The organism is Sulfitobacter pontiacus, from assembly GCF_040790665.1.
GTDB classification, from domain to species: Bacteria; Pseudomonadota; Alphaproteobacteria; order Rhodobacterales; family Rhodobacteraceae; genus Sulfitobacter; species Sulfitobacter pontiacus.
In genome coordinates, this window is the sequence record NZ_CP160849.1 from 2,810,656 (window position 1) to 2,833,436 (window position 22,781).

29 protein-coding genes and 1 tRNA gene are annotated in these 22,781 nt (G+C 61.2%); 25 read left to right on the forward strand and 5 right to left on the reverse strand.

Features of this window, described 5'->3' with window-relative positions; genetic code table 11:
- Nucleotides 1-56 precede the first annotated feature (56 nt).
- Nucleotides 57-479, forward strand: a complete 423-nt coding sequence (gene ndk, locus AB1495_RS13845) for a nucleoside-diphosphate kinase (protein WP_005853549.1) — start codon at nt 57-59, stop codon at nt 477-479.
- Between the two features lie 91 nt (nt 480-570).
- Here ndk and AB1495_RS13850 read toward each other — a convergent pair whose 3' ends face one another.
- Both AB1495_RS13850 and AB1495_RS13855 read right to left on the reverse strand, forming a co-directional pair.
- Entirely contained in the window at nt 571-987 is a 417-nt protein-coding gene (locus AB1495_RS13850; RefSeq protein WP_009824622.1) for a DUF4112 domain-containing protein, read from the reverse strand.
- Nucleotides 988-1,080: 93 nt separating this feature from the next.
- The gene (locus AB1495_RS13855) at nt 1,081-1,407 is read right to left on the reverse strand and encodes a TfoX/Sxy family protein (RefSeq protein ID WP_074634913.1); all 327 of its coding nucleotides are present in this window, start codon (nt 1,405-1,407) and stop codon (nt 1,081-1,083) included.
- Between the two features lie 377 nt (nt 1,408-1,784).
- On the opposite strand from AB1495_RS13855, the gene AB1495_RS13860 reads away from it, so the two are divergent.
- The 5 genes from AB1495_RS13860 to AB1495_RS13880 all read left to right on the forward strand — a co-directional run bounded on the left by AB1495_RS13860 (nt 1,785) and on the right by AB1495_RS13880 (nt 4,788).
- Nucleotides 1,785-1,952 carry an RSP_7527 family protein gene (locus AB1495_RS13860; protein ID WP_235183784.1) on the forward strand — a complete coding sequence of 56 codons (168 nt, stop codon included), beginning with the start codon at nt 1,785-1,787 and terminating at the stop codon, nt 1,950-1,952.
- Between the two features lie 83 nt (nt 1,953-2,035).
- Nucleotides 2,036-2,254, forward strand: coding sequence for a DUF1127 domain-containing protein (locus tag AB1495_RS13865; RefSeq protein WP_009824624.1), 219 nt, complete (start codon nt 2,036-2,038; stop codon nt 2,252-2,254).
- Between the two features lie 321 nt (nt 2,255-2,575).
- The gene (locus AB1495_RS13870; RefSeq protein ID WP_005853554.1) at nt 2,576-3,328 is read left to right on the forward strand and encodes an amino acid ABC transporter substrate-binding protein; all 753 of its coding nucleotides are present in this window, start codon (nt 2,576-2,578) and stop codon (nt 3,326-3,328) included.
- A 6-nt stretch (nt 3,329-3,334) separates the two neighbouring features.
- A complete protein-coding gene (locus AB1495_RS13875) occupies nt 3,335-4,009 on the forward strand; it encodes an amino acid ABC transporter permease (RefSeq protein WP_074634912.1) in 675 nt (224 codons plus the stop codon).
- Nucleotides 4,006-4,788 (forward strand): amino acid ABC transporter ATP-binding protein, encoded by a 783-nt coding sequence (locus AB1495_RS13880; RefSeq protein WP_074634911.1) that lies wholly within the window; start codon nt 4,006-4,008, stop codon nt 4,786-4,788. Before AB1495_RS13875 ends, AB1495_RS13880 begins: the two co-directional genes overlap by 4 nt.
- A gap of 3 nt (nt 4,789-4,791) precedes the next feature.
- Here AB1495_RS13880 and AB1495_RS13885 read toward each other — a convergent pair whose 3' ends face one another.
- Nucleotides 4,792-5,559 (reverse strand): DeoR/GlpR family DNA-binding transcription regulator, encoded by a 768-nt coding sequence (locus AB1495_RS13885; RefSeq protein ID WP_074634910.1) that lies wholly within the window; start codon nt 5,557-5,559, stop codon nt 4,792-4,794.
- Nucleotides 5,560-5,728: 169 nt separating this feature from the next.
- On the opposite strand from AB1495_RS13885, the gene AB1495_RS13890 reads away from it, so the two are divergent.
- From AB1495_RS13890 to AB1495_RS13915, 6 genes are read left to right on the forward strand one after another with little or no spacing between them, the layout of a single operon-like run.
- Complete coding sequence (locus AB1495_RS13890; protein ID WP_074634909.1) at nt 5,729-6,697, forward strand: ABC transporter substrate-binding protein; 969 nt, start codon at nt 5,729-5,731, stop codon at nt 6,695-6,697.
- Nucleotides 6,697-8,400 carry an iron ABC transporter permease gene (locus AB1495_RS13895; protein ID WP_074634908.1) on the forward strand — a complete coding sequence of 568 codons (1,704 nt, stop codon included), beginning with the start codon at nt 6,697-6,699 and terminating at the stop codon, nt 8,398-8,400. Before AB1495_RS13890 ends, AB1495_RS13895 begins: the two co-directional genes overlap by 1 nt.
- Nucleotides 8,388-9,431 carry an ABC transporter ATP-binding protein gene (locus AB1495_RS13900; protein WP_074634907.1) on the forward strand — a complete coding sequence of 348 codons (1,044 nt, stop codon included), beginning with the start codon at nt 8,388-8,390 and terminating at the stop codon, nt 9,429-9,431. The genes AB1495_RS13895 and AB1495_RS13900 overlap by 13 nt, the downstream gene beginning before the upstream one ends.
- A gap of 51 nt (nt 9,432-9,482) precedes the next feature.
- On the forward strand, nt 9,483-10,499 hold the full coding sequence (locus AB1495_RS13905) for an MBL fold metallo-hydrolase (RefSeq protein WP_074634906.1): 1,017 nt from the start codon (nt 9,483-9,485) through the stop codon (nt 10,497-10,499).
- A gap of 2 nt (nt 10,500-10,501) precedes the next feature.
- The gene (locus AB1495_RS13910) at nt 10,502-11,044 is read left to right on the forward strand and encodes a histidine phosphatase family protein (RefSeq protein WP_244268842.1); all 543 of its coding nucleotides are present in this window, start codon (nt 10,502-10,504) and stop codon (nt 11,042-11,044) included.
- Nucleotides 11,041-11,505 carry an HAD family acid phosphatase gene (locus AB1495_RS13915; RefSeq protein WP_074634904.1) on the forward strand — a complete coding sequence of 155 codons (465 nt, stop codon included), beginning with the start codon at nt 11,041-11,043 and terminating at the stop codon, nt 11,503-11,505. The genes AB1495_RS13910 and AB1495_RS13915 overlap by 4 nt, the downstream gene beginning before the upstream one ends.
- A gap of 122 nt (nt 11,506-11,627) precedes the next feature.
- Here AB1495_RS13915 and AB1495_RS13920 read toward each other — a convergent pair.
- A tRNA-Ser gene (locus AB1495_RS13920) sits at nt 11,628-11,717 on the reverse strand.
- 147 nt (nt 11,718-11,864) lie between these two features.
- On the opposite strand from AB1495_RS13920, the gene AB1495_RS13925 reads away from it, so the two are divergent.
- The 10 genes from AB1495_RS13925 (at nt 11,865) to AB1495_RS13970 (ending at nt 20,090) form a co-directional block, all read left to right on the forward strand.
- Complete coding sequence (locus tag AB1495_RS13925; protein WP_074634903.1) at nt 11,865-12,707, forward strand: DUF2059 domain-containing protein; 843 nt, start codon at nt 11,865-11,867, stop codon at nt 12,705-12,707.
- Between the two features lie 2 nt (nt 12,708-12,709).
- Nucleotides 12,710-13,519: a hypothetical protein gene (locus AB1495_RS13930; protein WP_074634902.1), complete on the forward strand. Its 810-nt coding sequence runs from the start codon at nt 12,710-12,712 to the stop codon at nt 13,517-13,519.
- A 223-nt stretch (nt 13,520-13,742) separates the two neighbouring features.
- Nucleotides 13,743-14,456 (forward strand): 50S ribosomal protein L21, encoded by a 714-nt coding sequence (locus tag AB1495_RS13935; protein ID WP_005853569.1) that lies wholly within the window; start codon nt 13,743-13,745, stop codon nt 14,454-14,456.
- Between the two features lie 12 nt (nt 14,457-14,468).
- Nucleotides 14,469-14,738: a 50S ribosomal protein L27 gene (gene rpmA, locus AB1495_RS13940; RefSeq protein ID WP_005853571.1), complete on the forward strand. Its 270-nt coding sequence runs from the start codon at nt 14,469-14,471 to the stop codon at nt 14,736-14,738.
- A 98-nt stretch (nt 14,739-14,836) separates the two neighbouring features.
- Nucleotides 14,837-15,433: a GNAT family N-acetyltransferase gene (locus tag AB1495_RS13945; protein WP_074634901.1), complete on the forward strand. Its 597-nt coding sequence runs from the start codon at nt 14,837-14,839 to the stop codon at nt 15,431-15,433.
- Nucleotides 15,430-16,032: a LysE family translocator gene (locus AB1495_RS13950; RefSeq protein WP_074634900.1), complete on the forward strand. Its 603-nt coding sequence runs from the start codon at nt 15,430-15,432 to the stop codon at nt 16,030-16,032. Before AB1495_RS13945 ends, AB1495_RS13950 begins: the two co-directional genes overlap by 4 nt.
- A 2-nt stretch (nt 16,033-16,034) precedes the next feature.
- Nucleotides 16,035-16,571: a GNAT family N-acetyltransferase gene (locus tag AB1495_RS13955; protein ID WP_005853576.1), complete on the forward strand. Its 537-nt coding sequence runs from the start codon at nt 16,035-16,037 to the stop codon at nt 16,569-16,571.
- Between the two features lie 27 nt (nt 16,572-16,598).
- On the forward strand, nt 16,599-17,636 hold the full coding sequence (gene obgE / locus AB1495_RS13960) for a GTPase ObgE (protein ID WP_074634899.1): 1,038 nt from the start codon (nt 16,599-16,601) through the stop codon (nt 17,634-17,636).
- Nucleotides 17,624-18,733 carry a glutamate 5-kinase gene (proB, locus tag AB1495_RS13965; RefSeq protein WP_009824638.1) on the forward strand — a complete coding sequence of 370 codons (1,110 nt, stop codon included), beginning with the start codon at nt 17,624-17,626 and terminating at the stop codon, nt 18,731-18,733. Before obgE ends, proB begins: the two co-directional genes overlap by 13 nt.
- Nucleotides 18,734-18,812: 79 nt before the next feature.
- Complete coding sequence (locus AB1495_RS13970; RefSeq protein ID WP_197145714.1) at nt 18,813-20,090, forward strand: glutamate-5-semialdehyde dehydrogenase; 1,278 nt, start codon at nt 18,813-18,815, stop codon at nt 20,088-20,090.
- Here AB1495_RS13970 and AB1495_RS13975 read toward each other — a convergent pair.
- Nucleotides 20,087-20,689: a histidine phosphotransferase family protein gene (locus AB1495_RS13975; RefSeq protein ID WP_074634897.1), complete on the reverse strand. Its 603-nt coding sequence runs from the start codon at nt 20,687-20,689 to the stop codon at nt 20,087-20,089. The two genes, AB1495_RS13970 and AB1495_RS13975, sit on opposite strands and share 4 nt — an antisense overlap.
- An 82-nt stretch (nt 20,690-20,771) precedes the next feature.
- On the opposite strand from AB1495_RS13975, the gene AB1495_RS13980 reads away from it, so the two are divergent.
- The 3 genes from AB1495_RS13980 (at nt 20,772) to AB1495_RS13990 (ending at nt 22,690) form a co-directional block, all read left to right on the forward strand.
- Nucleotides 20,772-20,975: a DUF3553 domain-containing protein gene (locus AB1495_RS13980; RefSeq protein ID WP_005853586.1), complete on the forward strand. Its 204-nt coding sequence runs from the start codon at nt 20,772-20,774 to the stop codon at nt 20,973-20,975.
- Nucleotides 20,976-21,074: 99 nt separating this feature from the next.
- A complete protein-coding gene (locus tag AB1495_RS13985; protein WP_074634896.1) occupies nt 21,075-21,839 on the forward strand; it encodes a GNAT family N-acetyltransferase in 765 nt (254 codons plus the stop codon).
- The gene (locus AB1495_RS13990) at nt 21,836-22,690 is read left to right on the forward strand and encodes a 1-acyl-sn-glycerol-3-phosphate acyltransferase (RefSeq protein ID WP_074634895.1); all 855 of its coding nucleotides are present in this window, start codon (nt 21,836-21,838) and stop codon (nt 22,688-22,690) included. Before AB1495_RS13985 ends, AB1495_RS13990 begins: the two co-directional genes overlap by 4 nt.
- Nucleotides 22,691-22,781 lie beyond the last annotated feature (91 nt).

The window sequence follows — 22,781 nt, forward strand, 5'->3', positions numbered from 1 at the left end:
CGGGGCATGACCCATGCTAGGGAGCGGCCAAATCAACCCCACCTAGGAGAGCTATCATGGCCCTTGAGCGCACATTCTCGATCATCAAACCAGACGCAACACGCCGCAACCTGACCGGCAAAATCAACGCCAAATTCGAAGAAGCCGGCCTGCGCATCGTCGCACAAAAGCGTATTCACATGACAAAGGCACAAGCCGGCGTTTTCTATGCCGTGCACGCCGAGCGTCCTTTCTATGACGAACTGTGCGAATTCATGGCGTCCGAGCCTGTTGTTGTTCAGGTTCTCGAAGGCGAAGGTGCCATCGCGAAAAACCGCGAAGTGATGGGCGCAACCAACCCAGCAGACGCAGCCGAAGGCACGATCCGCGCAGAATTCGCCGAATCCGTTGGCGAAAACTCCGTTCACGGGTCCGACGCACCTGAAACAGCCGCAGTCGAAATCGCGTATTTCTTCTCCGGTCTGGAACTGGTTGGCTAAGCCTTCACAGGTTTGGACAGATGAAAAGGGTCGCAGGCAACTGCGGCCCTTTTTTCATGCAACGGGGATCACATATCGGCGGCCGATCTGTTCAGCCCTTCAGGGTCGGATGGTGTGACGACAGCTCACCGTCCACAGGGCTCACGGTTTTCATCGGTGCCGTTTGCTCAAGATGACGGTGCAACAGATCGACGTTGCGGATGTTTGCCTTCCAGCCCACGTCAAAGATGTCACCGATCAGGGGGATCGCACCGATCGCAAGGTCGATGCCCACATTCGCCCCCATACGCGCGAGAACCGAGCGGCTTGCGCCCATGCGATGCGCTTCCTTCAAGATATAGCCCGCCGGTGCCAATGCCAGAACGTCGCCAACGCCCGGTATCAGGCCAAGGATGCTGTCCCAGCCCAGCCGAATGCCGAGAACAGGCACCCGTAGGGCGCTATCCATCGTACGGGCAAGGCCACGCAGCCGGTCAAGGTCGTGTTGAACATCGGGGGTATGTGGCATGGGGCAGGGTGTCCTGTTGGGGCTACGTTAGCGACCCAACGCTTATGGGCGCAGTGCCGTTCCGCTGCCGCCTTCAGGTTTCGCAGAGACGCGTTACGCCTCGCGCACACCGATCAGGTTCATCATGCGTTCGAATTCAGATCGTCCGGTATCATGGGCACGGGCCTTGATCGCGTCGAACTTGACCCGCAGGGCTTTCTTTTCTTCCCCCTTGCAGTCGTTCCACGGGCGCCCCTGAAGCCCCATCACCAGAACATAGTACCCGATGAAGTGGGGGCGCTGACCATTTTGCAGCAACTTCTCGTAGGCTGCATCGGCACCAAGATCGCGCAGCTCTTGCGCAGAGTGGATGCCAGCACGGGCGCAGCTTTCCTCGAACGCGGGGCCAAGATTGCGGATGGAAGAAACAGGGTCAGTCATACCGGGCTGTTTATACCGCAGCTTGCCGCCTGTCACTTTCAGATGCTGGCGTAATCCGTAAATATCACCGGCTGGGGTTTTTCCGGCGCGGGTTTGGGTGGGGCGGATTGTTGCGGCTGCGGCGATTGCTTGGTCATGGGTCTTCTCCGGCTTGTGTTGGTCTCTCCGTTTCAGGGGCTACCAACGTTCGGGCGGCCCTTTCGTTCACGGTGAAGTCGAAAACTGCCGGTTTCGGGGCCGGATATGGGCGGTTTTGGGGCGAAACTGTGCCATTTAAGCCATGCGTTTTCCGCATATCCACTATGGTTTGCACCTTTGCTGCACCGCGCACATATGACGGTCACGGGCATTGAAGCCCTGAAATGGAAAGCTGGAAAATGAAAACCGAAGCTACATACAAAACCGCCACTCCGGTCGAAGTCGACCGTCTTCTTGCCGAAGCCAACGCGCTGCGCAGTGCCTATATCTCTGCCGCTGTTGCCAAAGCATCGCGCAAGTTTACCGGCCTGTTCCGCACCGCACCCCGCGGCACGGCAGCAGCCTAAACCGCCAGCGCTTCGCTGACGGAACATACCAAACCGAATGCGGTGGATAGGCCGCCGCATAGACGTGAAAGAGAGAATAAGAAATGAGCTATACATCCACATATACCGCCGCACCTGTTGCGGGTCTGATGCCCAAGCTGCGCCAGTCGCTTGATGCATTCCGTGCCTACAGCGCTGACCAACGCGCCAAACGCCAGACCTTCCGCGAGCTGTCGGCGATGAATGACCGGGATCTGGCAGATATCGGTGTTGCACGTGGCGAGATCCGCCATATTGCCTCGCAAGCGGTTGCCCTGCGCTAACCACGACGCCAAAAGCCACAAGAGTTTCCCCGCCGCAAAGTCCTCCCACTTTGCGGCGGTTTTATTTTGTACGATCAGATGCTTATGCGGTGAAATCCGGCGCTGGTGATTCCCCCAATTGCGCGCTAATTCGCTTGATATCTTCCCCCAAAGCCCCTTCCGCCGCTGCGGCCCCCGAAACAGCGTTTCGCGATCAAAGTCCTTGCCAGAATTTTATTCCTGACCAAGGATGAATGACACCACCGCGGACTTGCTTGACGCTGCGCCATTGAAGCGCGGCTGCGTCATGTTACCTCCCCCTTAGACGTAACGGAGAATATCATGATCAAACACGCCACACTCACCGCAATCGCCCTTGCTACCGGCGTCAGTGCTGCTCAGGCAGAGACGCTGAATGTCGGCATGTCGGGCGGGTACTTTCCCTTTACCTTCGTGAAGCTTGACGAGCTTCAAGGTTTCGAGGTCGATTTCATCAACGCCGTCGCCAAGGAAACCGGCGACGAAGTTAACTTTGTCACCATGTCCTTTTCCGGCCTGATCGGCGCGCTGGAATCTGGCCGCATCGACACGATCGCCAACCAGATCACCATCACCCCCGAACGCGAGGCGAAATTCGCCTTTTCGCAGCCCTATGTCTTTGACGGGGCGCAGGTCGTGGTGAAAGAGGGCAACGAAGACACCATCGGCAGTGTCGAGGATCTGAGCGGGAAGACCGTTGCGGTCAACCTCGGCTCCAACTTCGAGGAACTGCTGAACGAGCTGCCGAACGCGGGCGAGATCGACATTCGCACCTATGAAAGCAACATTGCGCAAGACACGGCCCTTGGTCGCGTGGATGCCTTTGTAATGGACCGCGTTTCTTCGGCCCAGCTGATCGCGGAAAGCCCGCTGCCGCTGGCGCTTGCGGGCAAACCCTTTAGCGAGATCCGCAACGCGCTGCCCTTCCGCAACGATGACGAAGGTCAGGCCCTGCGTGACCGCTTCGACGCCGCGATCACCAAGCTGAAAGAAGACGGCACCCTGACCGAGATTTCGGAAAAATGGTTCGGCTCTGACATCACAACAGCCGAGTAACACAAGATGCGGGGACTGGATTTCGAATATATGTGGGGCTTGCTGCCCGTGTTGCTGGGCTATGTCCCGCTGACGCTGTTCATGGCGTTTGTGGGCATGGTCTGCGCATTGGTGCTGGCCTCTGTGCTCGCGGTTGAACGGGTGATTCGGGTTCCGGTCCTCGACGTTTTTGTGCGGCTGTTCATCAGCTTCTTTCGCGGCACGCCGTTGTTGGTGCAGTTGTTCCTGTTCTACTACGGCCTGCCGCAAGTCCTGAGCTTTCTGGGCAAGATCGACGGCGTCACCGCGACCATCATGGGGCTGACTCTGCATTTCTCGGCCTATATGGCGGAAAGCATCCGCGCCGCCATTCTGGGTGTGGACCGCAGCCAGTGGGAGGCCGCGCAGGCCGTTGGCATGACCCAAGGCCAGATGATGCGCCAGATTATTCTGCCACAGGCCTCGCGGGTCGCGGCACCGACTTTGGTGAACTACTTTATCGATATGATCAAAGGCACCTCGCTGGCCTTTACCCTCGGGGTGACCGAACTGATGGGGGCGACCCAGAAAGAGGCGGCGGGCAGCTTCCTCTACTTCGAAGCCTTTCTCGTCGTCGCCGCGATCTATTGGGTCATGGTAGAGACATTGGCCTTCGCACAGCGTCACCTAGAGGTCTATCTGAACAAGGCACATGCGCGATGACCATTACACAGAGCATTCCAGAGACGGGCAGGGCGACGGGGGACGGGATCACCATATCCGGCCTGACCAAATCCTTTGGCAGCACCGCCGTGCTGAAAGACATCTCGCTTGATATCGCCCAAGGCGAACGGGTGGTGATCATCGGGCCGTCGGGCACGGGGAAGTCCACCTTGCTGCGCTGCCTGAACTTTCTTGATGCGCCTGACGCGGGCATTATCCGCATTGGCGATATGTCTGTCGATGCAGCTACGGCGAAACGCGCGGATATTCTGGCGCTGCGGCGGCGCACGTCCTTCGTGTTCCAGAACTACGCGCTGTTTGCCAACAAGACAGCGCGCGAGAATATCACTCAGGCGCTGATTACAGTTCAGGGTTATAGCAAGGCCGAGGCTAACGCCCGTGCCGATGCGACACTGCGCGAAACCGGTCTGTTCGAGAAAGCCGACAGCTACCCCGCAGCACTGTCGGGCGGCCAGCAGCAACGGGTGGGCATCGGCCGCGCGATGGCGCTGGATGCGGATCTGATGCTGTTTGACGAACCGACCTCGGCGCTGGACCCCGAATGGGTGGGAGAGGTGCTCGACCTCATGCGGCGCGTGGCCGAGAAACGACAGACCATGCTGATCGTGACCCACGAGATCCAGTTCGCGCGCGAGATTGCGGATCGGATCGTCTTTATGGACGAGGGGCGGATTGTCGAACAGGGCCCACCGGCAGAACTGCTTGATGCGCCCAAAGACCCGCGCACCCAATCCTTTCTACGGCGTGTCACGGGGTAGGGATCAGACCTTGATCACCGTGCACCCATGGGCGGCGGCGCGGGACAGCAGATCGGGCGACAGCGCGGCCCCTGTGACAAGGTAATCATAAGCCCAGATCTCCGCGTGCTGGCAGGCAAGGTCCAACTCCGCCTTGCCCTGATCGGCCACCAGGATCGTCGTCTTGGCGCAGCCCGCAATCGCCTTGCGCGCCAGCACCTCGTCCGAGTTATAGTCCATCACCGCGCCCGACCCCGACAGCCCGCCACAGCTGAACACCGCGTAATCCATGCGGTAACCCGCGAAAAACGCCAGCGCTGCAGCGCCGATCAGATCCAGATCGCGCATCCGTACATTGCCGCCCGCCAGCTCCACCATCACGCCCGCGGCATTCTGCAGGGCGCACACCGCGTGGATGCTATTGGTCGCGACGAATAGGTCTTTGTGCGACGACAGAAACCGCGCGCAATGCTCAACCGTCGTCCCCGTCCCAAGCGCCACCCGTGCGCCATCGGGGATCAGGTTCTTGACCGCCAAGGCGATGCGCTGCTTTTCCTGTCGCGCGATGGTTTCACGGGGCAGGTAGCCGATATTCTCGCTTTGCTGGCGCAGCTGCACTTTACCCTTCCGCCGTTGCACCAGTGCCGCATCATCAAGCTCGCGCAGGTCGGCGCGGATGGTCTGCACCGAAACGTCCAGACGCTGCGATAGTTCGGCAGCGGACAAAGCGTCGTTCTGCGACAGCAGCGCAATGATCCTGTCGCGCCGGTCGGTCAGAGTAGGTCGCGCCATCTATTTTCCTTCGAAAACAACTCAAGGTTAGCCGGACCCTAGAGTGACCCCGTCCACGGCGCAATATAATTAAATCTGTTACGTAAATGTCATAAATCTGTAGCGTAAGATGGGAATAAGGCGAGCGTGAAATGCTTTCGTACGAAAGCTACCTTTTCAGGAGAGCCCCATGAAAACCATCCTCACCACCACCGCTTTTGCCCTGATGGCCAGCACGGCCCTTGCAGATACAATCACACTTTACACCTCGCAGCCCAATGCAGATGCACAGCAGACTGTGGACGCCTTCAAAGCCGCCAACCCCGACACCGATGTCGAATGGGTCCGCGACGGCACGACCAAACTGATGGCCCGTCTGCGCGCCGAGATCGAGGCAGGCAACCCGCAGCCCGACGTGCTGCTGATTGCTGACACCGTAACACTGGAAGGTATGGCCCAAGACGGTCTGCTCACCGCCTACCAATCGCCCGAAGCTGCCAACTATGACAGCGCGCTTTATTCTGCCGACGGCTTCTATCACTCGACCAAGCTGATCACGACAGGCATCGTCTATAACACCGGCGTCGAGACAGCTCCGACCTCGTGGAACGACCTGAGCGATGCGGCCCTGAAAGGGCAGGTGGCCATGCCATCCCCGCTGTATTCCGGCGCGGCTCTGATCCATCTGGCAACCCTGACCGGCGATGACAGCCTTGGCTGGGGCTATTACGAACAATTGGCGGAAAACGACGCCCGCGCCCAAGGCGGCAACGGCGGCACGTTCAAGGCCGTGGCCTCGGGCGAGAAACCTTATGGCATGGTCGTCGACTTCCTCGCGATCCGCAACAAGGCCGAAGGGTCGCCTGTCGAATTCGTCTTCCCCACCGAAGGCGTATCCTATGTGACCGAGCCTGTGGCGATCATGTCGACCGCCAAGAACGTCGAAGGCGCACAGAAGTTCGTCGATTTCCTGCTCAGCGCGGAAGGTCAGGATGTGGTGCTTGAGATGGGCTATATCCCCGCACGCGACGGCATGGGCGTGCCCGCCGGTTTCCCTGCGCGCGAAGACATCAAACTGATGGATTTCGATCCCGCGACCGCGTTGAAGGACGCCGAAGCCAACAAGGCCAAATTCACAGAGCTGTTTGGCGCCGAGTAATGGGCGTTCTGACAAAAAACGGGGGCAGCCGGTCCGAGGGGTGGCTGCTCTCTACCATTTTGATTGTGGCGATCAGCCTGACCCTTGCGCCGGTGCTGCGCCTGTTTGTGGAAGGGGTGACGGATCAGGGCGCGGTTGGCCTGTCGCTCGCGGGCGAGGTGCTGCGCCAGCCATCGACGCTGAGCGCGCTGAAGCATTCGCTGGTGACCGCAGGGTTTGGCACCCTGGTCTCGGTGGTTCTGGGGGCTGCCTTTGCGTTTCTGGTAGCGCTGACCGATCTGCGCGCCAAGGCGGCGCTGGTCTTCTGCCTGATGATCCCGATGATGATCCCGCCCCAGATCACCGCGCTGTCGTGGACCCAGATTATGGGGCCGTCGTCTGTGTTGCTCAAGACCTTGGGGATGGCCCCGCCACTGGGCTCACCGCAGCCGCTTTATTCGGCGCAAGGTATCATTTTGTTGCTGGGCATCCAGCATATGTCGATCATTTTCCTGACCCTGCGTGCAGGTCTGCGCGCCATCCCGCAAGAGGTGGTAGAGGCGGCGCGCATCAGTGGCGCGCGGGGGCTGCGCACGTGGTGGCAGGTGGTCATGCCCCTGACCCTGCCCAGTTTGGCCGCGGGAACGGCAATCACCTTTGTCACCGCTCTTGGCAACTTTGGCATCCCCGCGATGCTGGGTATTCCGGCGGGCTACGGAACCCTGCCGACACTGGTTTACCAAAAGCTGGCGGGCATGGGCACCAGCGTGCTGGCCGAGGTATCGATCCTTGCCATGCTGATCGGTGCGGTAGCTGTAACGGGCATCCTGACGCAACGGTTCTTCCAATCGCGCCAACGGGTCTATCTGGTGGGGGCCACGTCGCGCCCCTTGGCGATCCCGCTCGGGGCGGCGCGTCTGCCGGTCGAGGTGTTGCTATGGGCCGTGGTCTGCACGATCCTTGTGCTGCCCATGTTCGGCCTGTTGGCGACGTCGCTGGTGCCTGCCTATGGCGTGCCACTGCGGCTTGACACCGTAACCCTTCAGGCGTGGACCGAGGTCCTGCTGCGCCAACCGGTCACGACGCGGGCCTTTGCGAACTCCTTTGGTCTGGCGATCGGCGCGGCGGTTGTGCTCATGCTGCTCTGCCTGCCGCTGGCGTGGCTGATGGAGCGGAACCCGACGCGGCTGTCGCGGCTGTTCGACAGCCTGCTGGATCTGCCCTATGCCCTGCCCGGAGTGGTGCTGTCGATTGCGATGATCCTGCTGCTGATCAAGCTGCCGTTCACCGATGCGACGCTTTACGGCACGATCTGGATCATCTTCCTGGCCTATCTGGCGCGGTTCTTTGCGGTGATGTTCCGCCCCGTGCAAGCGAGCCTCGAGCAGTTAGATCCTGCCATGGGCGAAGCCGCGCAATCGGTGGGAGCATCGCTGTTCCAGCGGCTGCGCGATGTGATCGTGCCGCTCTCGGCACCGGCGGCGGCGGCAGGGGCGATCCTTGTGTTTCTCACCGCGTTTAACGAGCTCACGGTTTCCGCGCTGCTCTGGTCCTCGGGGACCGAGACGTTGGGCGTGGTCATTTTCAATCTGGACGACAGCGGCGAGACCGCAATGGCCAGCGCGCTGGCGATGACCATCGTACTGGTGGTTATGGCGCTGATGGTGCTGGTGCAGCTGATGTCCCGACGTTTCCCCAAAGGAGTAGTCCCATGGCAGACATAAGCCTGTCCGCGCTTGGCAAATCATTCGCCGGAGCCCCCGCGCTGCATGACATCACCACCACGTTCAAGGATGGCGAATTCGTCGCCCTGTTGGGGCCGTCGGGCTGCGGCAAGACCACGCTGCTGCGCCTGCTTGCGGGGTTCGAGATGCCGACGACGGGGCAGATTTCCATCGGCCCGCGCGAGGTCGCGCATGTGGCCGGCAACCGCATGGTCCCGCCCGAGGATCGTAACATCGGTTTCGTGTTCCAGTCCTACGCGCTTTGGCCCCATATGAACGTGCGGCGCAATGTGTCCTATCCGCTGGAGATCCGGCGTTTTTCCAAGGTCGAGATCACCGCGCAGACCGATCAGGCGTTACAGGCGACGGGGCTGACGGACTATGCCGACCGGATGCCCTCCGACCTGTCGGGCGGGCAGCGTCAGCGGGTCGCTTTGGCGCGCTGTCTGGTGTCGCACCCCGATGCGGTGCTGCTGGACGAACCGCTGGCCAACCTTGATGTGGCGCTGCGGGCATCAATGCAAACGGTGTTCACCGACTTTCACAAGCGCACCGGCGCGACGATGGTCTATGTCACCCACGATCAGTCAGAGGCGATGGCCATGGCCGACCGGATCGCCGTGATGGACAAGGGCCGCATCCAGCAGTTCGACACGCCCCAAACGCTGTATGAACGCCCCAAGAACCGCTTTGTCGCCGAATTCGTCGGGCGCGGCACGGTGGTGCCCATGCGCGGGTTCGAAAAGAGCGATAGCGCCCTGCACGGCCATGTTCTGGGGACGCGGATCGCCGTGCAAAGCGGGGATGACCTGCCAAGCCATGTCTGCCTGCGCCCCGAAAACCTGACCATCAGCGAAACCGGCGACCTGCGCGCCAAAGTGGCGCGGGTGACCTATCTGGGCGGCAAATACCTTCTGGAAACCGTCGCGGACTGCGGCACGCGTCTGCTGGCTGAAACACGGGCACGGTTTGATGTCGGCATGCAGCTTGGCCTGACGATCACCACCCCATGGGCATTCTCCGAGGATTAAATGCAAAGCGTAAGAGTACTTTCCGGCATCGGGGACAAAGGCCCCGCATGCATGCAATTGAACACGGGCAATCGGCGCTGGCTGCTGGACTGCGGCTTTGGCCCCGAGGCCCACGCCCATTTTGACCCGCGCTGGCTGAAGGGCGCGGATGCGGTCTTTATCACCCACGACCATATCGACCACATCGGCGGGGCGATTTATGCGGTAGAGGCGGGGCTGCCGATCTATGCCACCGCGCAAACCGCCAAGGCGCTGCCCCCTGCCGCCAAGGTCAACCTGCTGCCCGAACAGGGGGTATCCGTGATCGACGGCGTGCAGCTGACCACGGGGCGCAACGGGCACGCCATGGGCGGTGTCTGGATGCATTTCGCCTTGGGCGAGGGGCTGTTCTATTCGGGCGATTGGTCCGAGGAATCCGACTGGTTCCCGCTGGATCTTCCGCCCCCCGCGGCAACGGCGATCCTGGACTGTTCCTACCAGCTTGACGATGTGCCCCAGACCGAAAGATTTGCAGCACTTGACGCCTTGCTGGACAGGCTTGAAGGGCAGGTGCTTTTGCCGGTGCCGCCATCGGGCAGGGCGGGCGAAATGGCCTTGCACCTGATCCGGCGCTATGGTCACGCCAGCGTCATGCTGGACCCTGAATGTCAGGCGGTGCTGGCGACGGGTCTGCGCAGCGGCACGCTTGGCGTGGATGCGGCAGAGATCGCCCCGCTGCTGGCGCGCGGCCCGCTGGACGAGGCGCGTTTTCTGGTCTGCGACACCCCCAATGCCGATGGCGGTTCCGCCTGGGGCTATGTGCGCGCCTGGCATGAAAGCGGCCGTTTGGGGCGCGACGCGCATGTGGTCTTTACCGGCCATATGACCGCCCATGCCCGCGGGATCTGCAGCGTGCCGGGGGGATATTTCCAACGCTGGAACGTACATCCGCCGCTGCGTGATCAGGTGCGTATGCTGGAACGGCTTGGCGCGAAACGCTTTGCGCCAGCCTTCTGCACACAGCCAGAAGACTATTTGATCGAGGATCTGGGCGTCGAGGTTTTCATGCATGATCCGGTGCGCCTGTGAGGGTGGCCGCGCTTCCGCCCTCGGACTTTTGCCTGATCCGCCACGGGGAGACGACCGCCAATGCGCAAAGCATCATCGCAGGGGTGACCGATGTAGCGCTGACCGCCCGCGGCCGCGATCAGGCGCGCGCGCTGGCCCGTCGTCGCTGGCCGCAGCCGGTCACGCTTTTCGCCAGCCCCGCCGCACGGGCGCGAGAAACCTGCAAGCTCGCCTTTCCGCAGCGCGGTTTTACCGTGATTTCCGCGTTGCGCGAACGCGACTGGGGGGCGTTCGAGGGGCAGCCGCTGTCGCAGCAACCCATACGCGAAGACACCCCCGACGGCGGCGAAAGCTGGCCCGCCATGCTTGATCGTGTCGCAGGCGCGATCCACGCGGCCTGTGCCGCCACACCCGCCGGCCACCTGCCGGTGCTGGTCTGCCATTCCGGTATCATCCGCGCCGCGCGCGTGCTGTGGACACCCCATGACGCGGGCACACGCCCGCCAAACGCCATCCCGATCCTGTTTCAGCGGTCGGGCACACTTCTTGAGGAGAAAGAGCTATGACATCCGCCCCCCTGACACCTTGCGTGGTATTCGACGTCGACGGCACTCTGGCCGAGTTCGACGCGGCAAAGCTGGGTCATCTGGTGCATGGCGTCGAGAAGCAATGGGATGCCTTCCACATGGCGATGGCCGACGCCCCGCTGATTGCACCCATCGCCAAACTGATGCGCCGCCTGAAGCAAAGCGGCGAGACGATCGTCATCTGCTCGGGCCGCCCTGACGGTTGGGCGGAACACACGATCGCATGGCTGCACAAACACGATCTGCCCTTCGACGGCGTTTACCTGCGCGCCAAGGATCAGGACGCCGCGAGCGATCCCGACGTCAAACGCCAAGCGCTGGCGCAAATGCAAGCGGACGGGCTGGCCCCCTGGCTGGTCATCGATGATCGCAGTTCGGTCGTTGACGCATGGCGTGCCGAGGGGCTTGCCTGCCTGCAATGCGCGCCGGGGGATTTTTAACGCGGGCGGGTGCAGCATCACGACCCTGATCGCGGATTTTGACAGCGCACCGCCCCACAGGGGCGTGCGACCAAGACGATGGTTTGTCCCGCAAGAGGTGGGCCTAAACTGTCAGGGTGAAATGGCGGAGAGACAGGGATTCGAACCCTGGGAACCCGTGAAGGCTCAACGGTTTTCGAGACCGCCCCGTTCGACCACTCCGGCACCTCTCCGCATCGGTGTGGTGCGTCCGTTTAGGATGGATTTTGCGGGGTGGCAAGGGGGGCTAGGCCAGTTTTCGCGGACACGGGGAATTTCATTGCTGACAGATGGATTTCGCCTAAGCTCTTGGGGTGGATCAACTTGAAAGGAATGCCCTGATGCGCCGACTGTCCCGTTTGCCGTTAACTTTATGTTTTGGATTGGCGGTCATGGTATCGCTGATTGCACCGATGGCACGGGCCGCCGACAGGGAAAGGGTCGATGCATTTCTGGAAGTCACAGGGTTTGATGTCGCCCTTGAAAGCATCCGGCTGTCTGCTGATTCCGCGCCGCAAATGCTGGGGATTGATGCGGATGCCTTCGGCTCTGAATGGTCGCGTCTAGTGCGCGAGGTATTCGAGACGGATTTGATGCTGGACATGGGCGCCGGTATTCTGGCGCAGGCGCTCAGCGATGATGCGCTGGAACATGCCTCGGATTTCTACGCCAGTGATCTGGGCCAACGCCTGGTGGCCGCCGAAAACGCGTCGCATATGGAGGAAGACGATGCCGCGAAAGCAGAGGCGGGCGATGCGATCCTGAACGGGCTGCGCGGGATCGATTCTCCGCGTGTGGATCTGTTGGCGCGTCTGAACGGGGCGAGCGATGTCGAGGAGAGCTCGATCAAGGCGCTGCAAGAGGTGCAGATCCGGTTCCTGATGGCAGCGGCGGGCGCGGGCGTGATCGAATTACAGATGGAAGAACCCGACCTGCGCGAAGCGATGCGCGCGCAAGAGCCCGAGATGCGCGCCTCTATCAAAGAGAATGCGCTGGCGGGGGCGGCCTATACCTATCAGGCGTTTTCCGATGAAGAGGTGCTGGTCTATGCCAAGGCGCTGGAAGATCCGCAGATGCAGGAGGTCTACGCGCTGATGAACGCCGTGCAGTTCGAGATCATGGCGAACCGGTTTGAAGAGGTCGCACAGCGGCTTGGCACCATGCAACCCAGTCAGGACCTGTAACCATGCGCGCCTTTGTTCTTGCTGCTGGCCTGTGGATGCTGGCGCTGCCGCTTTGGGCCGACGCGCGGTCAACCGTGCTGGTGGATGTCCTGCGTCTTGGCGAACTGGCCGAAATTTTGCAGCGCGAGGGGTTGGAGAACGCGGAAACGCTTGATCGCGATATGCTCGGCGGGCAGGGCGGCGCGGGGTGGGCGCTGCAGGTGCGTGCCATCTACAACCCCGAACGGATCGTCGAAACCCTGCGCGGGGCATTGGATGCGGGGTTGCAAGGGCAGACCCGCGAGGATGTCATTGCCTTTTTCGCGCAAGGCACCGGCGCAAGGATCATCACGCTCGAGAACGAGGCACGCGCCGCCATCACCGACCCCGAGGTGGAAGACGCCGCCCGCGCAGGGTTCCATGACCTTGAGGGCAGCGACGACCCACGTCTGGCGCAGATCGCCACATTGATCGACAGTGGCGATATGATCGATCGCAATGTCACCGCCGCGATGAATTCCAACTTTCAATTCATGCGCGGGATGGCAGATGGCAACGCGCTGCAGATGACAGAGGCCGAGATGCTGGCCGACGTGGCGCAACAGCAAGAAGAAATCGCGCAAGACACGCGCGGCTGGCTTTATGGCTATCTGCTGCTGGCGTATTCTCCGCTGGAGGATGCAGAGCTTGACCGCTATATCGTCTTTGCGCAAAGCGATGCGGGGCGCAGCCTGAATACAGCGCTGTTCGAGGGCTTTGGCACCGCATACGAAGACGTGTCCTATGCCCTTGGTCGCGCAGTTGCGTTGAACATGGTGGCCGAGGAATTATAGCCAGCCGCACCGCCTTTGCGATAAGTCCTGCGTGGCCCGTGCTGGCCCTTGACATCAGGGGGGCGGTGCATCATACGGCAAGCCTCAACCTAAGGGTGCCCGTTTCGGGTGCCTTTGTTATTTCATGAACATCCCGAAACGGGATGCGCTGTCCGAGGTGGGCCAAGGCCCGACAAACTCCCGAACGGGGACCACAGGATGCGGAAACAGTAAAGGAAGACGCATGTTTGCGGTCATCAAGACAGGCGGCAAGCAGTACAAAGTTCAATCCGGCGATATGCTGCGGGTAGAACGTTTGGCTGCTGACGCGGGCGAAACAGTCCAATTCAACGAAGTTCTCATGCTGGGCGGCGATTCCCCCAAGCTGGGTGCTCCTTTGGTCGCAGGGGCCGGCGTTCAAGCCGAGGTCGTCGATCAGATCAAGGGCGAGAAAGTCATTCACTTCGTCAAGCGCCGCCGGAAGCACTCTTCCAAGCGCACCAAAGGCCACCGTCAAAAGCTGACACTGGTCAAGATCGGCGAGATCCTGTCGTCCGGCGCGGATAAATCCGACGTCAAAGCGGCCATCGGCACCGGTTCCGTCAGCGCTGCTGCCGTGACAGCCATGGAAGAGCGTTATGCGCTGAACAAAACCGATCAGGCCGAAATGGCCAAGCGCGTGAAGAACAACCAGGCCGAAGAGAAATCGGCCAAGCCTGCCAAGGCGAAGAAGGCTAAAGCTGCACCCGCAGCCGAAGGTGCCGACGATCTGAGCAAGATCTCCGGTGTTGGCCCCGTCATCGTTGGCAAGCTGAACGGTGAAGGCATCACAACCTTCGCACAGATCGCTGCTTGGACAGACGCTGACGTCGAAGCTATCGAAGAGAAACTGTCGTTCAAAGGTCGCGTCGGTCGTGAAGACTGGATCGCACAGGCCAAAGAACTCGCAAAAGGCTAAGGAGAGACACCAATGGCACATAAAAAAGCAGGCGGCTCATCCCGTAACGGCCGCGACTCAGCAGGTCGTCGTCTTGGCGTGAAAAAATATGGCGGCGAAGCTGTCATTCCCGGCAACATTCTGGTGCGTCAGCGCGGTACAAAGTACTGGCCCGCTGAAGGCGTTGGCATGGGCAAGGATCACACGATCTTCGCAACCGTTGACGGCAAGGTCCAGTTCCACAAGGGGCTGAAGAACCGTACGTTTATCTCGGTCCTGCCAGCGGCAGAAGCCGCAGAATAAGCCGCACCCGAGAGGTTTGAAAATTTAGGGATCGGCGGAAACGCCGGTCCCTTTTCCATTTTATCGCCCAGTGTTCACCCAGGAAGGGAGGGGCCGTTATGTCACGATCAAACCGCCCCGAGCTGAGCGATGGCATCATCCGTCTGCGCGCGCCCGAACACCGTGACATCGACGCCCGGTTCAAGCTCGGAAACACGCCCGAAATCCACCACATGTTCGGGGTAGAGCTGAACGCCGTGCCGGTGATGACCAAGGCGCTGGCCGAACGTTGGTATGAAACGCAGCTGGTTGAACCGCTGGCCTGGGTCATCGAACATCGCGGCAAGATGATCGGTGCGCTGCGCCTGCACAGTCTGCGTCCGTGGGACGCCAGCGCCGATGTCGCGATCGGCATTCTCGCCCCCAAGAAACTGGGCAAGGGGTTGGGGACACGCGCGCTGCATCTGCTTGCGGCCCACGCCTTTGGCCCGCTGGCGCTGCACCGCCTCTCTGCCCGTGTGCTCGACATCAACGAACGCGCTGCGGCCTGTTTCACCAAAGTCGGCTTTGCCCCCGAAGGGCGCGCGCGGCAGTCGTCTTTTCTGGGGGGCGAATGGCACGACAACCTGTTGTTCGGGCTGATCAAACCCGATTACGTTCCGCCCGTCTATGACGCCAAGCCGCGGCAAAAGCGCAAAAAGAAGAGCCAGTCATGAGCGTCGCCCTGACATCCTTTATCGTCTTCGCGGCAAGCCAGATCGGCACACCCGGACCGGCGAATATGGCGCTGATGGCCACGGGCGCGCGCTTCGGCTTTCGCGCGGCAGTGCCTTTTGTCGCGGGCGTGGCCCTTGGCAAACAGCTGGTGATCTGGCCAGTGGGTTTCGGGTTGATGCAACTGGCCGACCGCGCGCCGGCGGTTTTCGTCGCGCTGAAATTCGCCTCTGCCGCCTATATCATCTGGCTGGCGTGGAAGGTTGCGAACCTGCGGTTGGGGCAGGGCGCACGAACCGAGGCTGCGCCGGGCTTTCTGGCCGGGCTGATCGTCCACCCGCTGAACCCCAAGGCTTGGGCGATGATCGTGGGCAGCTTCACGGCCTTCATCGCGCCTGGGACGCCTGCGCTGGCGGCGACGGCCACGGTGGCCGCCGTGCTGCTGGGATGCCAGATCGTGCTGCACCCCTTGTGGACGCTGGCCGGTGCGGGGATCGCAAAGACGGTCGCCGGCACCGTTTGGGAGAAGTATTTGATGTGGACCTTGGCCGCTTTGACGGTGGCCTCTGTCTTGTTCGTGCTGTTCGGAGGAGGGACATAACGATGGAAGATTTAACAGTGTCGCAACAGCAAGTGATTGAAACAGAACGGTTTGATCTGCGCCCTGTGCGCATGTCAGATCGTGGGATGATCGAACATTATGCCAGCGATCCACGGGTTGCGATGCGCACCGCATCCATCCCGCACCCGCTACCGCCCGGCGTGATCGAAAGCTTCATCACCCGCGCCACCAGCACCCCCCGGACAGAAGATGTATGGGTCATGGATGGGCTGAAAACCGGCGGCTCCGAGGTGATGGGCGTGATTTCCCTGATCCGGATGGACCGCGATCAATCCGAAGTCGGCTATTGGGTCGCTCCTGCGTTCTGGAACACGCATCTCGCGTCCGAGGCCGTGCAGGCGCTGGTGCAGGCCAACCCGCTGCGCAACAAAAATATGTTCGCCTCGGTGTTTCGCGACAACCCTGCCTCTGCCAAAGTGTTGACAAATGCGGGCTTCCGCTATCTTGGCAATGCGGAAACCTATTGTCTGGCGCGCGAGACCTGCGTACCAACCTGGACGTATAGCCATAAACTATGACCACACGTGCCCCGAAAGGCCCTTTTGATGAAGTTTCTTGACCTGTGCAAAGTCTATATCCGCTCTGGCGCAGGCGGGGGCGGTTGCGTGTCTTTCCGGCGCGAAAAATACATTGAATACGGTGGTCCCGATGGCGGGGACGGCGGTTCGGGCGGATCGGTCTGGGCCGAAGCCGTCGACGGGCTGAACACGCTGATCGACTTCCGCTACCAGCAGCACTTCTTTGCCAAGAACGGCCAGCCCGGCATGGGCAAGCAGCGCACCGGCAAGGACGGCGATGACATCATCCTGCGCGTCCCCGTGGGTACCGAGATCCTTGATGAGGATCAGGAAACCGTGCTGGCAGATATGACAGAGCTTGGCCAGCGGGTCGAACTGGCGCGGGGCGGCAACGGCGGCTGGGGGAACCTGCATTTTAAATCCGCGACGAACCAGGCACCGCGCCGTGCCAATCCCGGACAGGAAGGCGTGGACCGCACCCTGTGGCTGCGTCTCAAGCTGATCGCGGATGTGGGTCTGCTCGGCCTGCCGAACGCGGGTAAATCGACCTTCCTTGCCGCGACATCGAACGCGCGGCCGAAGATTGCGGATTACCCGTTTACCACACTGCACCCGAATCTGGGCGTTGTGGGGGTGGATAATACCGAATTCGTCGTCGCCGATATCCCCGGCCTGATCGAAGGCGCGTCCGAAGGGCGCGGTCTGGGCGATCTGTTTCTGGGCCATGTCGAACGCTGCGCGGTACTGCTCCACCTGATTGATGGCACGTCGAACACCATTGCCGAAGATTACCAGACCATCATCAACGAACTCGAAGCCTACGGCGGCGAGCTGGCGGATAAACCGCGGATCACCGTGCTGAATAAAATTGATGCACTGGATGAAGATGATCGCGTAACCGCCCGCGAGGAATTGGAAAAAGCCTGCGGCACAGAGGTCATGATGATGTCTGGCGTGGCCCGAGAAGGCGTCACCGAGGTGCTGCGGGCTTTGCGTGGCCAGATTGACGACGACCGGCTGCGTTTCCGGTCCGAAGATGAAGAAGAGGCACCTTGGCAACCCTAAGCGACGGCACCCGTATCGTTGTAAAAATCGGCTCGGCGCTGCTCGTCGATCGGGCCACCGGCCAACTGCGCCGCGATTGGCTGCAAAGTCTCGCGCAGGATGTGGCGTGGCTCAAGGGGCAGGGCAAGGATGTGGTGCTGGTGTCTTCGGGCTCCATCGCTTTGGGGCGGGGTGTGCTTGGGCTGCCGCCAACCACGCTTGCGCTGGAACAATCCCAAGCCGCGGCGGCGGTGGGGCAAATCCGTCTCGCCCGCGCCTATGAAGAGGCGCTCGAACCCTATGGGATCACCGCCGCGCAGGTGCTTGTCACCCTAGAAGACAGCGCCGATCGTCGGCGGTATCTAAACAGCCGCGCCACGATGGAACAGCTGTTGTCCATGGGCGCGGTACCCATCGTCAACGAGAATGACACCGTCGCCACGGACGAGATTCGCTTTGGCGACAATGACCGGCTCGCGGCGCAGATCGCCGTGACCGTGGCGGCAGACCGGTTGATCCTGCTGTCGGATGTGGATGGTTTCTATTCTGCCAACCCCAATGACGACCCCGATGCCATCCGCTATGAGGTGATCGACACGATCACCCCAGAGATAGAGGCGCAGGCGGGCGACGCGGGCTCTGGCCTGTCCAAGGGCGGCATGAAGACAAAGCTGATGGCCGCGAAAACCGCGACCGCCGCGGGCTGCGCCATGGCCATCTCCGAAGGATCACCGTTGCGGCCTCTGCTGACCCTTGAAAACGGGGCCAACGCCACTTGGTTCACCGCGCAATCCGACCCCCAAACCGCGCGCAAACAATGGATTACGGCAATCAAACCGCGCGGCAGCGTCACATTGGATGCCGGTGCGGTGGCTGCCATGTCCAAGGGCAAGTCGCTTTTGCCCGCCGGTGTCACCGCTGTTTCCGGTCCCTTCGGGCGCGGCGACTCCGTCGCGCTGCTGGCCCCAGATGGGCGCCCGATCGGGCACGGGCTGACACGCTATACCTCCGCAGAGGCAGAGCTGATCAAAGGTCGTCAATCCTCGGAGATCGAGGCCATTCTGGGCGCGCCGGGGCGTGCTGCTTTGATCCATCGGGACGATCTTGCGCTTTCCTGACCTCCAAATGGTTTAAAATCCTCGCCGAAGGCTTTAGGTAGAGGGCAACCCGAAATGACAAAAAAGCAGTAATTAGGTTATGACCTTGGATATGACACAGACAGACGACATTCCCGCGTTGATGGCGGATATTGGCGCGCGCGCCAAAGCCGCCGCCGCGACATTGGGCTTTGCCAGTGCCGACCAAAAGCAGACCGCGCTTGAAAAAGCCGCCGACGCGCTGATGGCCAGCAGCGCCGATATTCTGGACGCGAACGCCAAAGATCTGGAGTTTGGCCGCGACAAGGGTCTCTCTGACGCGATGATGGATCGGCTCTTGCTGGATGATGCGCGCATCAGCGCCATCGCCGACAGCCTCCGCAGCATCGCCGCACAGGATGATCCCGTGGGGCAGGTGCTGACCGAATGGGATCAGCCGACGGGGCTGAACATCCAGCGCGTGCGCACGCCTTTGGGTGTTATCGGCGTGATCTATGAATCGCGCCCGAATGTGACCGCGGATGCCGGTGCTCTTTGCCTCAAGGCGGGTAATGCCGTGATCCTGCGGGGCGGCTCCGAAAGCTTCCATTCCTCGCGCGCGATCCATGCCGCCTTGCAACAGGGGCTCAAAGCCGCTGATCTGCCTGCGGATTCAATCCAGCTGGTGCCCACGCGCGACCGCGCCGCGGTGAGCGAGATGCTGACCATGACCGACACGATTGATGTGATCGTCCCGCGCGGCGGCAAGGGGCTGGTCGGTCTGGTGCAGCGCGAAGCGCGGGTGCCGGTCTTTGCGCACCTCGAAGGCATCGTGCACATCTATATCGATGAAAACGCCGACCCCGAGAAAGTGTTGAAGGTTGTTCTGAACGCCAAGACCCGCCGCACCGGCATCTGCGGCTCGGCTGAATGTCTGCTGATCCATGAAAAAGTGGCGCGGACGATTGGCAAGGGCGTGATCAAGGCGCTGCTGGACGCTGGCGTCGAAGTGCGCGCCGACGGCGAGCTAACCGAGATTGAAGGCACCGTGCCGGCCACGGCGGATGATTGGGGTCACGAATACCTTGATATGATCATCGCGGCGAAAACCGTGGGCAGCATCGACGATGCGATCACCCATATTCGCACCTACGGCTCGAACCACACCGATTGCATCATCACCGAAGACGATGCGGCGGCGACCAAATTCATGACGCGGCTGGATTCTGCGATCCTGATGCACAATGCTTCCACCCAATTCGCCGATGGTGGAGAGTTTGGGATGGGTGCCGAAATCGGGATCGCCACCGGCAAAATGCACGCGCGCGGGCCTGTCGGTGCCGAGCAGCTGACCAGCTTCAAATATCTGGTGCGTGGCGATGGGGCCGTGCGCAGCTAAGCCGTGATCCCAAGGGTGATGGTCGTTTCTGTCACGATGGATGTTAACTGTTGCCCGCTGTCTTTCACGATGGCGGGCAACAGCCCGAACTGGACCTGCGAAGCAGTTAAACGCTCTGCCCGAGACTGCCCCGCCAACACGCCCCAAAGCGCGGCGTAGATGCTTAGCCGGTCGGCCGTGCCGGTTATGTCCCAGCCCCCGTCGCGGTGATCTATGGTGATCTGCCCACCGTAGGGCATCCCCGTTTCCAGACATAGCAGGCCCAGGAACACCATCCGCAGCGCGTTGCGCGGCGCGGCAACGCCGTCGGGCCAGGATACCTGCCATTTGGACTGAGCATATAGATCACGCAGGATACCGCTTGTTTCTTGGGCAGGGACAGGCTGCGCGTCGCCCGCGCCGAAAGCCACGCGAAAGAACCGCAGCCGCGCACTGGCGTTGCGCACGCTTTCATCGATCAGCGCGACTTCGGGGCTCATATTCATGCCCGACATCAAAAGCAGCTCAAGCCCATTGTTGATTGCGCCCACCGGCGATATCAAGTCATGGTAGATGCGGCTGCCGATCAAGGCGGCAAGATCAGTGTCGGTTTCTACCATGGGACACCCCCCAATTAGCTGGCCCTAAATAGCTGGCCCTAAATAGCTGCCCCCCACACCGCGCCGCAGAAAGGACGCACGCTTGGAAGACCTGAATGCGATACTGACACCCGGAATGCTTGTACGCCACCCCGCACATCCCGATTGGGGCGTGGGGCAGGTGCAAAGCAATATCAGCGGCAAGGTCACGGTAAACTTCCGCAGCGAGGGCAAGATCGTGGTCGATAGTCATCGGGTGATGCTCACCCCCGTCTTTGATGAAGGCTCTTCGTTAGCAAATCGTTAATTTTTCGCCGAAAACCACCGCGACGTGGGGCAAGCATTGCGCAACGGGCGGCAACTGCCTATTTATCCGCGTGATTGCGACCGGAGACGAAACCAGCCCATGATCATTGCAAAAGCGGCAGAGTTCGAAGTCCGTCTGGCGCGCACCCAAGCGGATCTTCATGCGGCGCAGCGGCTGCGGTATGACGTTTTTGTCACCGAGCTGGGGGCGGGCGGGCCTTTGGTGGATCACGAAAACCGGCGAGAGGTCGATCAATACGACGATTTCGTGGACCATCTGCTGCTTATTGATCGCAAAACCCAGCAAACCGTTGGCGTGTACCGGCTGATCCGCCGCGATATGGCGGATCGGGCAGGCGGGTTCTATTCGGAAAACGAATATGATCTGACCGCGCTCAAATCCTCCGGCCGCGAGATACTCGAGCTGGGGCGGTCCTGTCTGCATCCGTCCTATCGCGGCGGCATCGCGATGCACCAGCTTTGGGCGGGGCTTGCCTCTTACGTGGCGGAACACGGGATTGAGATCCTTTTTGGCGTCGCGAGCTTTCATGGCACCCAGGCCGAGGCATTGGCGCAGCCCCTGTCGCTGCTGCATCACACCTACCTCGCGCCGCCCGATCTGCGCGTCACCGCCTTGCCAAAGGCACGCCAGGAGATGAACCTGATCCCCGCCGACATCTTGAACCGGCGTCAGGCGATGGTGCAGATGCCCAGCCTGATCAAAGCCTATCTGCGGCTTGGCGGATGTGTGGGCGAGGGGGCCTTTATCGATCATGACTTCAACACGACGGATGTGCTTTTGATGCTCGACACCGCCCGGCTCAGCGAACGGCAGGCCAAGATCTACAGCGGACAGCAAGGATGAGCGCGGCCTGGGACAGCGCCGACCACCCGACACCGGTATCCGTCGGGCCGCTTGGCTGGGTGCTGATGCTGCTGCGTGGCATGACGCTGGCGACGGTGGTTCTTGTGGGGCTGGTGATCCTGCTCGCGATCCGCTTGATAGAGCGCCCGCTATATGGGCAGGGCCGCCCCGTGACCCCGCATATCACCCAGATTGTCTGCAAAATCGCATTCTGGATCATGGGGTTACGCCGCGCGGTTATCGGCACCCCGATGCGCCACAGGGGCGCTGTCGTCGCCAATCACACCAGCTGGCTTGATATCTTCAGCTTGAACGCGGCGCAGCGGATATACTTTGTGTCCAAGTCCGAAGTCGCCAGCTGGCCCGGCATTGGCTGGCTCGCCAAGGCGACCGGCACGTTGTTCATCGAACGCAATCCGAAACACGCGCGCAAACAGACCGAGGTGTTCCAACGTCGCTTGCTCGACAACCACCGGCTGTTGTTCTTCCCCGAAGGCACCAGCACCGATGGCCTGCAAGTCTTGCCGTTCAAAACCACGCTGTTCCAGTCCTTCTTCGCCCCCGAACTGCGCGACGTGATCTGGGTGCAGCCTGTGACGGTGCTCTATACCGCTCCCGATGGGACCGACCCACGGTTTTATGGTTGGTGGGGCGATATGAGCTTTGGCGGGCATCTGCTGCGCACCTTGGCGTCCCTGCGGCAGGGGCAGGTGACAACGATCTATCACACGCCTCTGGCCGTCGCCGATTTCGAGAACCGCAAAGCCTTGGCCCAAGCCTGTGAAGCGCAGGTGCGCGCGGCCCATCCCTCGGCGGGGCTTGCAGCCCCAAACCCCACTGAATTGCGCTGATATAAGGCCCCAATGGCTAAAACATGCGCCTTGGACCTTGCGAAGCGTGAAAATCCGGACTATACGCGCGTCACTTAAACCCGCAGTCGGG

What these genes read in the sequence shown, in the direction of transcription:
- ndk (WP_005853549.1), top strand. Translation starts at nt 57, where the DNA reads ATGGCCCTTGAGCGCACATTCTCGATCATCAAACCAGACGCAACACGC.
- AB1495_RS13850 (WP_009824622.1), bottom strand. Translation starts at nt 987, where the DNA reads ATGCCACATACCCCCGATGTTCAACACGACCTTGACCGGCTGCGTGGC.
- AB1495_RS13855 (WP_074634913.1), bottom strand. Translation starts at nt 1,407, where the DNA reads ATGACTGACCCTGTTTCTTCCATCCGCAATCTTGGCCCCGCGTTCGAG.
- AB1495_RS13860 (WP_235183784.1), top strand. Translation starts at nt 1,785, where the DNA reads ATGAAAACCGAAGCTACATACAAAACCGCCACTCCGGTCGAAGTCGAC.
- AB1495_RS13865 (WP_009824624.1), top strand. Translation starts at nt 2,036, where the DNA reads ATGAGCTATACATCCACATATACCGCCGCACCTGTTGCGGGTCTGATG.
- AB1495_RS13870 (WP_005853554.1), top strand. Translation starts at nt 2,576, where the DNA reads ATGATCAAACACGCCACACTCACCGCAATCGCCCTTGCTACCGGCGTC.
- AB1495_RS13875 (WP_074634912.1), top strand. Translation starts at nt 3,335, where the DNA reads ATGCGGGGACTGGATTTCGAATATATGTGGGGCTTGCTGCCCGTGTTG.
- AB1495_RS13880 (WP_074634911.1), top strand. Translation starts at nt 4,006, where the DNA reads ATGACCATTACACAGAGCATTCCAGAGACGGGCAGGGCGACGGGGGAC.
- AB1495_RS13885 (WP_074634910.1), bottom strand. Translation starts at nt 5,559, where the DNA reads ATGGCGCGACCTACTCTGACCGACCGGCGCGACAGGATCATTGCGCTG.
- AB1495_RS13890 (WP_074634909.1), top strand. Translation starts at nt 5,729, where the DNA reads ATGAAAACCATCCTCACCACCACCGCTTTTGCCCTGATGGCCAGCACG.
- AB1495_RS13895 (WP_074634908.1), top strand. Translation starts at nt 6,697, where the DNA reads ATGGGCGTTCTGACAAAAAACGGGGGCAGCCGGTCCGAGGGGTGGCTG.
- AB1495_RS13900 (WP_074634907.1), top strand. Translation starts at nt 8,388, where the DNA reads ATGGCAGACATAAGCCTGTCCGCGCTTGGCAAATCATTCGCCGGAGCC.
- AB1495_RS13905 (WP_074634906.1), top strand. Translation starts at nt 9,483, where the DNA reads ATGCAATTGAACACGGGCAATCGGCGCTGGCTGCTGGACTGCGGCTTT.
- AB1495_RS13915 (WP_074634904.1), top strand. Translation starts at nt 11,041, where the DNA reads ATGACATCCGCCCCCCTGACACCTTGCGTGGTATTCGACGTCGACGGC.
- AB1495_RS13925 (WP_074634903.1), top strand. Translation starts at nt 11,865, where the DNA reads ATGCGCCGACTGTCCCGTTTGCCGTTAACTTTATGTTTTGGATTGGCG.
- AB1495_RS13930 (WP_074634902.1), top strand. Translation starts at nt 12,710, where the DNA reads ATGCGCGCCTTTGTTCTTGCTGCTGGCCTGTGGATGCTGGCGCTGCCG.
- AB1495_RS13935 (WP_005853569.1), top strand. Translation starts at nt 13,743, where the DNA reads ATGTTTGCGGTCATCAAGACAGGCGGCAAGCAGTACAAAGTTCAATCC.
- rpmA (WP_005853571.1), top strand. Translation starts at nt 14,469, where the DNA reads ATGGCACATAAAAAAGCAGGCGGCTCATCCCGTAACGGCCGCGACTCA.
- AB1495_RS13945 (WP_074634901.1), top strand. Translation starts at nt 14,837, where the DNA reads ATGTCACGATCAAACCGCCCCGAGCTGAGCGATGGCATCATCCGTCTG.
- AB1495_RS13950 (WP_074634900.1), top strand. Translation starts at nt 15,430, where the DNA reads ATGAGCGTCGCCCTGACATCCTTTATCGTCTTCGCGGCAAGCCAGATC.
- AB1495_RS13955 (WP_005853576.1), top strand. Translation starts at nt 16,035, where the DNA reads ATGGAAGATTTAACAGTGTCGCAACAGCAAGTGATTGAAACAGAACGG.
- obgE (WP_074634899.1), top strand. Translation starts at nt 16,599, where the DNA reads ATGAAGTTTCTTGACCTGTGCAAAGTCTATATCCGCTCTGGCGCAGGC.
- AB1495_RS13970 (WP_197145714.1), top strand. Translation starts at nt 18,813, where the DNA reads ATGACCTTGGATATGACACAGACAGACGACATTCCCGCGTTGATGGCG.
- AB1495_RS13975 (WP_074634897.1), bottom strand. Translation starts at nt 20,689, where the DNA reads ATGGTAGAAACCGACACTGATCTTGCCGCCTTGATCGGCAGCCGCATC.
- AB1495_RS13985 (WP_074634896.1), top strand. Translation starts at nt 21,075, where the DNA reads ATGATCATTGCAAAAGCGGCAGAGTTCGAAGTCCGTCTGGCGCGCACC.
- AB1495_RS13990 (WP_074634895.1), top strand. Translation starts at nt 21,836, where the DNA reads ATGAGCGCGGCCTGGGACAGCGCCGACCACCCGACACCGGTATCCGTC.